The 11,159-nt window shown below is 36.0% G+C and carries 12 protein-coding genes and 2 pseudogenes; 2 read left to right on the top strand and 12 right to left on the bottom strand.

What is annotated here, in order from left to right:
* Positions 1-164: 164 nt before the first annotated feature.
* The 11 genes and pseudogenes from PVE40_RS11515 to PVE40_RS11470 form a co-directional block, all read right to left on the bottom strand.
* Entirely contained in the window at positions 165-296 is a 132-nt protein-coding gene (locus PVE40_RS11515; protein WP_274732088.1) for a hypothetical protein, read from the bottom strand.
* 96 nt (positions 297-392) lie between these two features.
* On the bottom strand, positions 393-935 hold the full coding sequence (locus PVE40_RS11510; protein WP_274732087.1) for a helix-turn-helix domain-containing protein: 543 nt from the start codon (positions 933-935) through the stop codon (positions 393-395).
* Between the two features lie 184 nt (positions 936-1,119).
* The gene (locus tag PVE40_RS11505; protein ID WP_274732086.1) at positions 1,120-2,115 is read right to left on the bottom strand and encodes a virulence RhuM family protein; all 996 of its coding nucleotides are present in this window, start codon (positions 2,113-2,115) and stop codon (positions 1,120-1,122) included.
* Positions 2,116-2,465: 350 nt separating this feature from the next.
* Complete coding sequence (locus PVE40_RS11500; protein ID WP_274732084.1) at positions 2,466-3,065, bottom strand: restriction endonuclease; 600 nt, start codon at positions 3,063-3,065, stop codon at positions 2,466-2,468.
* Between the two features lie 22 nt (positions 3,066-3,087).
* Positions 3,088-3,516: a hypothetical protein gene (locus PVE40_RS11495; RefSeq protein WP_274732083.1), complete on the bottom strand. Its 429-nt coding sequence runs from the start codon at positions 3,514-3,516 to the stop codon at positions 3,088-3,090.
* Between the two features lie 62 nt (positions 3,517-3,578).
* Positions 3,579-4,490, bottom strand: a complete 912-nt coding sequence (locus PVE40_RS11490) for a restriction endonuclease (RefSeq protein WP_274732082.1) — start codon at positions 4,488-4,490, stop codon at positions 3,579-3,581.
* 3 nt (positions 4,491-4,493) lie between these two features.
* Positions 4,494-4,799, bottom strand: a pseudogene (locus tag PVE40_RS11485) (DnaD domain protein); the annotation flags it as partial.
* A 296-nt stretch (positions 4,800-5,095) separates the two neighbouring features.
* A pseudogene (locus PVE40_RS12985) lies at positions 5,096-5,284 on the bottom strand (hypothetical protein); the annotation flags it as partial.
* Positions 5,285-5,416: 132 nt separating this feature from the next.
* Positions 5,417-5,833: a DUF6508 domain-containing protein gene (locus tag PVE40_RS11480; RefSeq protein WP_274732080.1), complete on the bottom strand. Its 417-nt coding sequence runs from the start codon at positions 5,831-5,833 to the stop codon at positions 5,417-5,419.
* Between the two features lie 419 nt (positions 5,834-6,252).
* On the bottom strand, positions 6,253-6,579 hold the full coding sequence (locus tag PVE40_RS11475; RefSeq protein ID WP_274732079.1) for a hypothetical protein: 327 nt from the start codon (positions 6,577-6,579) through the stop codon (positions 6,253-6,255).
* Positions 6,576-7,265, bottom strand: coding sequence for a MerR family transcriptional regulator (locus PVE40_RS11470; RefSeq protein ID WP_274732078.1), 690 nt, complete (start codon positions 7,263-7,265; stop codon positions 6,576-6,578). The genes PVE40_RS11475 and PVE40_RS11470 overlap by 4 nt, the downstream gene beginning before the upstream one ends.
* Before the next feature lie 251 nt (positions 7,266-7,516).
* Here PVE40_RS11470 and PVE40_RS11465 point away from each other — a divergent pair, with 251 nt between their 5' ends.
* Complete coding sequence (locus PVE40_RS11465) at positions 7,517-8,350, top strand: GIY-YIG nuclease family protein (RefSeq protein WP_274732077.1); 834 nt, start codon at positions 7,517-7,519, stop codon at positions 8,348-8,350.
* A 414-nt stretch (positions 8,351-8,764) separates the two neighbouring features.
* On the opposite strand, the gene PVE40_RS11460 is transcribed toward PVE40_RS11465, so the two are convergent.
* Positions 8,765-9,205: a hypothetical protein gene (locus PVE40_RS11460; protein WP_274732076.1), complete on the bottom strand. Its 441-nt coding sequence runs from the start codon at positions 9,203-9,205 to the stop codon at positions 8,765-8,767.
* Between the two features lie 130 nt (positions 9,206-9,335).
* On the opposite strand from PVE40_RS11460, the gene PVE40_RS11455 reads away from it, so the two are divergent.
* Positions 9,336-9,980, top strand: a complete 645-nt coding sequence (locus tag PVE40_RS11455; RefSeq protein WP_274732075.1) for a helix-turn-helix domain-containing protein — start codon at positions 9,336-9,338, stop codon at positions 9,978-9,980.
* The last annotated feature ends 1,179 nt before the right edge of the window (positions 9,981-11,159 follow it).

Below are 11,159 nucleotides of genomic sequence, written 5' to 3'. Positions count from 1 at the left end.
TGTATTGCCATCCCTATTATACTCCTGCACGTGATTTTCCGTCATGGCATAGAACGCGGAGCGTTCATAAAGTTTTTTGTGGGGGCTTGGTTGGAAATTTGAATGTACCTATGTTGATGGTTCTGATTATGCGAATCAGGGATAAAAAGTAAAACACATAGGCGCTAAAAATCACCAAGTAGCTCCTGTTCATAAATCTCGTCAATCGTATGCAGCCCTTCTTCCCACCAATTACGCAGGATGGCATTCAATATTGGTAGGACTTCGCCCGTACCGCCCAGCACGAATAAACGCATGGTTCACCACTTCCTTGTCGCCGTAAAGTCGCAGTCAATTTGATAAGCCGTCCTTAGTTTGTTGGGTGTACGGCTGTTAGCACCAAAATGGTACTATCATCTTTCTTGCCAGTTTTTTTGAACGGTTTTTTCTTGTTTATTTATTTGGTCATCATCATCTTCGTCTGTTTTATTATTCAAATTGTTATTATTAAGACAGTTACTATTTAGATTGTTATTATTACTGGCATGATTCTCCTGCCCCTGCAGGTCCGTTATAGACTCTGCCTCAGCCGTAAAATCAGGCAACGGTGTTTGAATGGCCGTTGCCTCTTCGTTTGGTTCAGGTGTGGTGGAAATGGTTTGGCTGATGACGTAGAGATTATTCGTGAATCGGCCTTTGTTGGTTACTTTTTCAATCACCAGGTAACCTTTTTCAATCAGACACTTGCGGTGCTTCTGGAAACGATTCTTGCCGATGTTCAGGTCGCTGCAAATCAGGTCAACCGATGGGTATGCTTTCTTCCCTGCCCCTGCATAGGAAGCGATGTAGGCATAGATTGCCTTTGCCTCGATAGTCAGGTCTTTGTCTTTCATCACCAGTTTCGGGATAATGCCATAGCCAGCTACTAATACGTCAGTTTCATAAATTTGCGTCATCTTTGTCAGTCTCCTCGTTATCTTTTTTGTCCCTTAAAAAAAGGCTTCATTATAAATGACGAAAGGAGATTGGAAAGTGTAACCCAAAATATGTTTTTGTAATTTTTTTACATCTGCATGAAAAAATGTATTATCAAACTTTTTATAAAATTATTTGAAGTTACATGTAAATTTGTGTTTGTTTTTACTTTTCAAAATTATGATTTTCAATAAATTTATCAAAGTCATTTTTTTGAGGAGTAGCTAATCGTCGTTCATTAAACGTTTCGTACTGTTCATATGCAAATTGCTCTGCTACTTTTGCTCGTACTCTACCTGCGTTTGTTAAAATCTCATGCTCGTTGAATGCTAAAAATGCGTCTAACTTTTCCGTCCAGTCTTTCATATACATTGGCTTTTTCCGTCTCGCTTGATTTTCAGCATAATCTAAATACATAGTGACAATACGATTCAAATCAGCCAGTTCGTCCTGTGTTAAATAATTCTTGGCAACAGTGACGTCATGCTTCCGCACTTTGGGTCCTTTCCAACTCATTAATCCCATATTCGGCTTTGTGACATCTGCCCGATTCATGATCAGTTCTGAAGCTGTAGAACCATGAATTGCAAAGTGAAGCTTATTTTGTACCGTCGCAAAGAATTCTTTTGAGATTGGTGTATTCGGATTGTAATCAATAGATGTCGCATAAATGTCGGTAATCTTTTGATAAAACCGTTTTTCAGATGCCCGTATATCGCGGATACGTTCCAGCAACTCATCGAAGTAATCTGAGCCAATATTACGAATTTCCTTCAACCGTTCATCATTCATAGTGAAGCCTTTGACTAGATATTCATTCAATCGTTCCGTTGCCCACTGACGGAATTGAGTGCCACGATGGGAACGAACCCGGTAACCAACAGCAATTATCATTTCAAGGTTATAAAATGTTACTTCACGCGCTACTTCTCTAGTGCCCTCAATCTGAACTATCCGGTTTTTCCGGATAGTTCGATTTTCACTTAACTCTCCTTCATCATAGATGTTCTTTATATGCTCATTAATGGTTTTTACGCTTTTTTGAAAAAGTTCTGCCATCAACTTTTGCGTTATCCAAACGGTTTCGTCTTCCAATCGAACATCAATTTTAGTATTTCCATCCTCAGTTTGGTAGATTAAAATACTTGTTTCATTTTGCATCACCCTTACCCCCTTTGTAATAAATATAAATCTGCATCATTTTCCGATTCTTCTACTGTTATAAACTATTTTATCATTGCGGTTCTAAAATCTAAATAGAAATCGAGAACCTTTGTTTGTTCCTGTTATTCGGATTGTTGTAATATAAAAAGACCCTTCAAATTAATAAAGCAGTCGAAGGGTCTTGACATTATTTATCATTCATTAAATGAATCTATATCCAATATTATTACGTGCTTTATTATAGTTCTTTTCTTTGATAAGCATGTTTATATCACCCACAGCTGTTGGTTTTATCGCATTAGTAGAGTTATGCTGCTACTTTCGATTCCGCCTTACGAACAAATAAGTTACAGGATGTGGGGGATTACACTAATAGATAACTTTTGTTTACTAGCATCCGATAGTTCTTCAATATTTTCGAAAATCCAATCCACCAATTCCGATCCATCTATCAATGTGATTTCTAGGTTTTCAGCTTCTTCCTGTACGTTATTATTGACCTTCGCTGTAGTAATAAAGATGAGTTTATACTCATTCTTGTCTAATTCTTTTTTTGCAGCTACTAATTGCTGTAAGCCATATGAGTCTGAAAATCCACTATGATGTTTAATCTGGATTATTACTTTTTGTACGCCAAAGAATTTATCCGATTTCGTTGCTTCTACATCAATATCTGCTATTCCTTTAAATCGGTTTTTCAGACTGATAGTTGCCTCATAACCTTCAATCTGCATTAATTCCATTACAATCTCTTCTAGACCAATTCCACCTGTTTTTATACCAGTTTTTCCGTTTATAATTTTTGTTAACAGTCTTTTCTTTTGGTCTGTCATTTCTTGCTGTTCTAAATCCAAAAATGTACTCGAAAATGAATACTGATCATTATTTACCATTTTATCTAACTCACTACTAAAATCAGCTAAGTTAGAAACGACTGTGCCTCGCACTCGCAATCTTCTTTGTAGGGCTTCAAGACAGGATGTCACGAGAAAAAGATTTTAATTCTCCATCACTCTTTTTCAAGTATTCAACTTCCAGCTGATTTGCAAGATCATAACCCTTATCAGTCTGATTATAAATAATATTACCTTTAGAACGGGCAAGTACAATTTGCTTGCCATAAGGAACAAGAATAACAGCTCCCTTTTCAATAGTATAGAATTTCTCAATTTGACTTAGTTTTCTTCCTAGCACTTGGGGCTTTATATCTCGTTGGCTGTAGTATTTTTTTGTTACAGCTTTTTTTAGCGCATCCATGTCGGAAAAACTACTGAAATCAACTTCACTCCATCCTATTGCAACCAAATTATTCTTGATAATGTCTGAAATACGTTCTCCATTTCCAATTCTTACTAAATAATAATTAGAATTTGTTATCGCTTTTAACTTCGGGATCATCCTTTCTTATTCTTATTTTAAAATATCTATAATCGATTGCTCCCTGAATAAATCCTTAAAAATCATTCTTCCTCAAAATAAAACTCCTGCAATTCATACGTCATCACTGGATTGACATAGAATTCGTACTTCGCCACCAAATCACAGATATCATCACCATTAATCAATGTAATCACTCGTGTTCCTACTCTGGAAGCCTCAATTGCAGATCGAGTAAATTTTGAGGTAGTAATGAAGATTCCATACTCCGCATTGTACTTATCCATCGCACCGCGGAACTTATCAATCTCTGGCGAGCTGACTTTCCCTTCCCAACGCTTAGCTTGCAATGCGACTCTAGTGGTTCTGAAATCATCTGCCGTAATATAACCAAATCCATCAATGCCACCATCAGCTGTATTTTGTATTCCGAGAGTTTTATCTAGTTCAATCCCCATCTTATTGATTAATCCTCTAGCAAACAATTCAAACTTAGCTGGTGACATGACCATTAATGCTTCTTTTAAATTTTCTCTCCAAATTTCTTCCACTGAATCACTAGTGTCATCTTCGAGTGCAGAAACAGTGATTACTTTCTTCGTTTTCTTTTTCTTTGACTCCTCATCCATAATTGGTTGTGATATTTTCCTGACATCTTCTACTGGATCGAAACTACTCAAATCAACTTTACGTCCTTTTTCCGTCAGTTCAATTGTGCCACGTTTGGGATATGTAACGAATTCGGCATATTTTAAATACTTCATAGCAAAGTTAAATTGCCAATTGAATGGTTTATACTTATTGCCAGTTTGTTTGGAAATTCTATAGTAATCAATGTAATCTTCTGGGACAATCGGAGAATTATCATAAATATCGCGCCTAATCTCTTTGCGTTCTGCAACTCCACCTAAGTCAATTAAAGATTTAAGGATTGCTTTCATCAGTAAATTTTCACGCTCAACAAGTGTATATTCACTCATAAATGCTGGTTCCATATTTTAGTCTCCTCCATCAATCATTGTTAAGTTAAGTATACCAAACTGATGGAGTAAATTACGGTGATTCTGGTATTTGCTATTTTCAAATTTATTAGAGAGCTCTTGGTCATAAATATCCTCAGTCGTATGCAACTCTTCTTCCCACCAATTCCGTAGAATGGCATCCAAATACTGATAGGACTTTGCCACATAACGCCCCGAGCAAAGGAATGCATGATTCAAGACTTCCCTGTCACCACCAAAGACGCGCAGCCAACGCAGCAAGCCGTCTTCAATTTGTTTGGTATAAGGCTGTTCATTACCAAAATGGTATTGCCATTTTTCTTTCTAACAGGGAGTAAGTAATATATCTCTCGTCCATACATCACTTAATATAAGCTATCCATCAAATTAAAATCGCTATTTATGTTAGCAACCTCCATAATGATTGGAAATGTCTCATATAATTGCGTACCAGAAGCGTATCGGTTTGATAAAGGTTATAAACTCAAATGATCATTGATATTATCGTATTTCTCAAAGCTACTTATGAAAAGCGTCTTAAAAGCGTCCTACATTCTACCCACTATAAAATTTAAAGAAGGAATTTCAGAATAATTCATTTATGGAAATTTCTTTAAGGAATATGTTGTAGCGACACTGCTTCCTTCCTTAATTACAATCTTCTCCTCAATCAGCTTATTCAATAACCTGATTATTTTATTTCTAGAAAGCTGGGTTCTCTCTTGAATATCTTGACGAGAAGCGACCTTATGAGAAATTAGATAATCAATTATCAAGCGCACATCTTCTTCAAGAACTTCTTGACGGCGTTATTTTAATGCAACACTAGTGATTAGTTTTAATTGATTCTTGAACTCGATGCAAAGCTTCTTCGTTTTTAGCACCATACTGAATGATATTCTGAGGCTTTCAAATCAGCCTTATGAATGGTCTATTTCTTTTAATCGTTTAAGCCATTTTGTAATATACCCATCTTTAAAGAGTCTAAGTAAAGTTCCTTCAGAAATTCGGTCCGCGCGGATGCTTGCCACTATAAGGGCGGCCACGAACTGTCCCTTCATTAAGGATACATCCGTATCTATAATATTACGGCTACCCATTCCCACATTATTTTCTTCAAAGATATCTCTATACTGATCTAGCCTTAAGTCCTTCCGTTGATCAATAAAATCATATACATCGACAATGAACTCATGAACCGTTCTAGAGTAATGGACGAATGGCATCTGAATTGGATGTTCAGGCGTTCCATTATTTTTTTCGTCAATTATCCAAACACCCATTTCGTCATCTTCAATTAGAGGTATGTATTTCGTTAAAGCATCGAACTCTCCCATGTTAGCTCTCCTATCTATATTGTCTATGTTCAACCCAGCCTCTCTTACTTATGATACGTCCGTGCATATCATATTCTACTGCGGTTTTTTACTGCAGCAATTTTATTGTAGACCACATAACTACTGATGCCGTTCGAATCAACTCCAGCAATAACATGTTCTTGTATACAATCATGCAAAAAAAGAAGTCGAATACACAATGAAAGAAAAGGTCGTCGGCTTTAATGCTTCTGCATCTATTGTACTATGTGATTAAAGTTATCATGAATGTTAAACCAGTATGGTAAACCCCCTACAAAAAAGCCTGTTTCAATTTGAAGACCCCGCCATTTGAAGGCTCATAAAAAAGCTTATCGCAACATGTTTTATTCTAATGATGGGTTTTTATGTTCAATTGGAGTGTATCATTGTTCACTTCACTATTTTATCGGCTTAAATTTAGCACTATAGGCCTTTACGTCTTCGTCATCCATAAGCCACCCATATTTTTGCAAAAAACTCAATTTCAGCTCGTCGGTATCGTAGGATTCTGTTGTCTTCTTTCCCTTTATTCTTTCATTTTCCTTCCCGTTAAAGAAACGACTTGATTCGCCCTCTTTATACGATATTGGAATCCCATCTTTTATATACTTACCGTAGGATACATCCGAATAACCTTTGTAAATTTTTTCTTCGCCAACCATACCGTCTAATATACCACTTGCCAATTTTTCGAGCAGGTTTCTTTCTTCATCAGTTTTTCTCATGACAATTCCTCCATAACTAAAATTTCAATATTTTCCGAATCGTATGCACCTACTGGGTATTCTCTAATCCAACCCTCAACTCGAAACCCGTTGCCGCACTTTCTGCATAAATAATTATCCTCAGTATCGAAACTGTAAATAATATCCGACCCCATATCATTATCGGAATGGCTCTCATTAAAAGTTTCATCCCATAAATAGTCCTCAAAATCGATTTCTTGATTTGCAGTACAATGAGGGCACTTTACAATTCGTAGAGATGAGACCGGGTAATAGTCATATAAATCCATGAAAACTTCACCTTCGCGCTCTTTCTCTTGTATCATACTCCAGAAACAGCCTACGGGCATAGTTTCATATTGTATATCTTCTTTCAACAACTCTTCTGCAAGAAGCAATGATCCACGCATTCTTTTCATTTCTTCCTCTACTATACGCTTACGTTCGTTAAATGCCTGATGAAGCGTAGATTCACCATCCTGTACCTTTTTGATGTCCCCACATGTTAACCCGCATTTTGTAAGTACAACCAGCTTTTTAAGTGCCGTAAAATCCCTCTCCGTATATACGATGTTCTTACTGCTATCAGCGAATGGTTTTTCGGGAACAAAAACAGCTTGTTTTTTGAAATATTTAATCCTCTCTCTGTTGATACCGAGTTTTTCTGTGACCTCTTTATTCTGCATGACAATCATCTCCTTTTCAAAGAGCATCATACCTTACAGGGATAATGTCCCTGTCAAGTAAATTATTCCTACTTACAGTAATTATTTTCCTAATATCATTTCGCTCTTATTGTTTAAGAGTAAATCCTGTTGCAGATAAAGTCTCTATTTTTCATGGCTGCATTAAAATTATGTCCGCCTTCTCCCAGTATATATGAAGTATGTTATTATATGTATGTAGGCGCTATCAAAAAGTGGAGGTATAACTTTAAATGGAAAAAATTATGTTAAACGATTTATTAAAGATTGAAGATCAATCCCAGTGGAAAATAAAGTTCAATATTTTTAACGGTACGACAGACCCTATGGTAGAGTATACGAAGAACCCTGAAATTGTAAACACTCAATGGCTATTTTGGAGAACTGATAGAAGGTATTTTAATGTAGGACAAACAGTCATTTGTATGCTGAAAATTGGCCATAATTTATGGCTCTTAACAACAATCAAACACATTACGAACGAATTAGACGTTAAAAATGGTATCAATTATGAGGGTAATGAAATCAATGAATACAGTAAGTATTATGGAAGAGTAATCGTGAAATACCACAAGACTTTTCAAAGTATGGTACGTTGGACAAGTGGAATTTTGGATGATTTTGAGGTACTACAAGTACTCCCATCAGTTTTTGACGGCATTGATTTTCCTGGTTACGATCAAACAAGCCTCACTTTTGAACAACTCGAAGGTATTATTATCAGAAACAAAAGAGACTGGGTAAATGCATTGGAAAACCAAAAAGCGGTATACTTACTACGAGACAACTCAAACGGAAAGTCTTATGTAGGTTCAGCAACTGGCGACAATGGGATGCTCTTGCAACGTTGGCGAAACTATGTAGCTAATGGACATGGTGAAAATGTTGAACTCCTTAATATTGTTAATGATCCTGACAAGGGGTTTACTCATATAAAAAACAATTTTACCTATTCTATTTTGGAGAATTACAATTCTCGTGTAGATAAAAACTATATCTTACAAAGAGAAAGCTGGTGGAAGACAGTATTAGGGTCTAGAGCGCCTTATGGATATAACTTAAACTAATAAAAAAGTATGATTCACCCCAAAAAAGAAGCAATCTATATACCCTAGTGTCTATCTCTCTATAATCTGAAATTTTTTCGAAAACAAAAGACTTAATGCTTTAAAATTAGGTTTTTGAGACGTCTATAAATTATATCATTTCTTCGACTCTTACAAGATTCTCATCTATGGTTTGTTTTCATGCGTGAGCATCACGGAATTGGAGACTGGGCCTGATTTTCATTTTTTTCGGAGGTCCGCCATTGGAAGACAATCGATTTGTTAAATAGACATTAATCCACCGATGATCCATTAAAATAAACAGGAAGCCCTACTAAGTCAAATTAGTTGGGGCTTTCTTCTTATCTTGGGCACCAAGGCGTCGTGGTCTACTCGTCCACGCTCACTAGCCCTATTGTCCGCAACACTCATAATTTAAGCTACTGCTTTTGTATAAGAGTTTACCCATGTTTGATGTTCTTCTAAAAAATACCCCAAATTTCTTGCTAATTCTAATTTATTTGTTGACGGTTTCCAACCTTCAGGAAGGTTTCGGACATGACCTATGACAATGGTGGTTGCAATTGGTGAGTTATCAGAAATACTTGTTGGTATTGCTCCTGATATTGTTGGCGCAACATTACTTTTGATTTCCAGATTTTTGTTCAGGGAACCCTCAGTGTCAGATGACTTGATGGATGCCATTAAAGAATCCTTGTTTCTAACAACAAGCACAATTGCCACCACAGAAAGAATGATCACTGTTCCAGCAACAATTTCCTTCTTATGATCTTTCACTCTCTCAAATAAGCTTTTCTTTTTAGATTCATTTGCTTTATTGACTATATTAGAGCTTTTTCTTAATTCGGAATCCATAATAGCATCTCCTTAATTTTATACTGAACCGCTGAGCTGTTATTTACAACTAAATAATATCATTAGAAATTACGTTGAACAAGACGTATAAACGCCATATAATATTTAATATCAGGAGGTGGTTTATCCCATGAATGACTTATCATTAAAAAAAGCAACATATTGGAACAACCGATTACAAAATTGTATGGAGGTTAACAAATATACTCAAGCTTCTTTAGCAGAAGCACTAAATGCTAAATATGGAACTAATTATGGACAAAAGGCTGTGAGCGGATGGTTAAATATTGGAGTTATTCGTAAGAACGGAGAGGTTAGCTTCCCCAAATTCGATACCATGGTTTCAATCGCCGATTTCTTTAATGTGGATATTGGATATCTAACTGGTGAAACTAATGAAGATTCATTCTCATTGGAGAAAGCTTCTTCTTACCTAGGATTAAGCACTGATGCTATAAAAGTCATTAGAGAGATTACACAACCTGAAGATAATAGAAACTACATGTGGAATGATAATAGAGAGTCCTTAAATCTATTTCTCACAGCTGAAGGATTCTCTAATTTCTTCAATTGTTTACATGATCTTCATCATACATCTATATTATCAAAACAAGAAAAACGAATATTCGATAATATAGATAGTGCAATTGATTATATACGTAATTTGGAGTATCAGGGGAAAATGGAGCGGTATGAGCTGAATGAAGCATTAGTAAGTATAATAAACGAAAAATTCCCTAATCCTCCAGAAGCAAGTTTGAAGGTAAAAGAGTGATTACAACAGATTTTTATAAAAAATTCTCTACTTCAATGAGAAATCATTATACTGACTTATCAAAGCGATTGGCAAATTAGACATTAATTCAATAAAAAAGACTGCTATTAATTGTTATGAGAATGTGTTTTTAAAAGTTTCTTTCTGACATGTTGTGGAAGAATAACAATAAGTATATTTACAAATGTACAGTACTTAACCCATCTTAGACTTTATCTATGCGTGAAGAAAACCATATTGCTCTCCATTTCAGCAAATTTTTATCACAAAAAATGCAATTTGAGACGTCAACTGAAATAATAGAGAAAACCAAATACAAAGCTCTTATTCTCTTGTCAATAATACTAATAGTTATGAGGTTCTTCTGAAAAATTGTCCCCATTTGAAGAAGTTCCAGAGGAATGAGTCTGGCAGTAAGGTGAGGATGAAGCAATAATTTATGAGTAATTTGGCATGTGTGGTGATGAATTCACCGAATATCAAAAATAACTAGATGAAAATTATTTAGACGAATTTTATGGTAATTAGTTCTAAAACCTTGATAGAAGGTCTCTATGGCTTCATTAAAATCCGCATCTACATGAGTAACAGCTTTTCTGCATTCTTCCATAAAATAAAAATGACAAGGGGGCTGCTAATGAATAAGTGCGAAACTTGGAGATGAGGAGTATGAAGTAATCCTCACCCTTACTCTGCACACTAAAAACCAAACCAACGCTGTTCACCAGGTGTTTGTTCAACGGCTGAGCTGCAGTGAGGCCTATCTCCGAGAGATAGCCCGGAACACCATCATGAACATGAATCCTGCTGTTCCATCCCCCAGCTAGAATCTCAAATTCTTTGAAGAAGAACTTCTGGGAATCGATTTAGTGGACTACATCATTGTCCCTTGGAAGAAATATCTAGTGTTATAGGAATTTGGAATTATCTAACGCTAAGTAGGACCGAGAAGGAATGGTCCCCTCTAGGTCATGCATTTACAAAAATATTTTACCCTCACGAAAAATTAATTTCATCTATTTCAAAAGGGAGCGTCAATAATTTTGTGTAAATGGTTCTTCCCTACTGTAGATTGTTTCTAATTCTCCATCGGTTGACTCAGCATTTGTTCGAGCTCGCCTTCGGCCTGTTGGAAACCTTTATGACTGCGACCTAGGAATTTTTGGTTGTAAGTATCAA

It is taken from the genome of Jeotgalibaca caeni (assembly GCF_028863945.1).
Classification (GTDB): Bacteria; Bacillota; Bacilli; order Lactobacillales; family Aerococcaceae; genus Jeotgalibaca; species Jeotgalibaca caeni.
This window is presented reverse-complemented; position numbering and strand designations above follow the sequence as displayed.

What these genes read in the sequence shown, in the direction of transcription:
- PVE40_RS11515 (WP_274732088.1), bottom strand. Translation starts at nt 296, where the DNA reads ATGCGTTTATTCGTGCTGGGCGGTACGGGCGAAGTCCTACCAATATTG.
- PVE40_RS11510 (WP_274732087.1), bottom strand. Translation starts at nt 935, where the DNA reads ATGACGCAAATTTATGAAACTGACGTATTAGTAGCTGGCTATGGCATT.
- PVE40_RS11505 (WP_274732086.1), bottom strand. Translation starts at nt 2,115, where the DNA reads ATGCAAAATGAAACAAGTATTTTAATCTACCAAACTGAGGATGGAAAT.
- PVE40_RS11495 (WP_274732083.1), bottom strand. Translation starts at nt 3,516, where the DNA reads ATGATCCCGAAGTTAAAAGCGATAACAAATTCTAATTATTATTTAGTA.
- PVE40_RS11490 (WP_274732082.1), bottom strand. Translation starts at nt 4,490, where the DNA reads ATGGAACCAGCATTTATGAGTGAATATACACTTGTTGAGCGTGAAAAT.
- PVE40_RS11480 (WP_274732080.1), bottom strand. Translation starts at nt 5,833, where the DNA reads ATGGGAGAGTTCGATGCTTTAACGAAATACATACCTCTAATTGAAGAT.
- PVE40_RS11475 (WP_274732079.1), bottom strand. Translation starts at nt 6,579, where the DNA reads ATGAGAAAAACTGATGAAGAAAGAAACCTGCTCGAAAAATTGGCAAGT.
- PVE40_RS11470 (WP_274732078.1), bottom strand. Translation starts at nt 7,265, where the DNA reads ATGCAGAATAAAGAGGTCACAGAAAAACTCGGTATCAACAGAGAGAGG.
- PVE40_RS11465 (WP_274732077.1), top strand. Translation starts at nt 7,517, where the DNA reads ATGGAAAAAATTATGTTAAACGATTTATTAAAGATTGAAGATCAATCC.
- PVE40_RS11460 (WP_274732076.1), bottom strand. Translation starts at nt 9,205, where the DNA reads ATGGATTCCGAATTAAGAAAAAGCTCTAATATAGTCAATAAAGCAAAT.
- PVE40_RS11455 (WP_274732075.1), top strand. Translation starts at nt 9,336, where the DNA reads ATGAATGACTTATCATTAAAAAAAGCAACATATTGGAACAACCGATTA.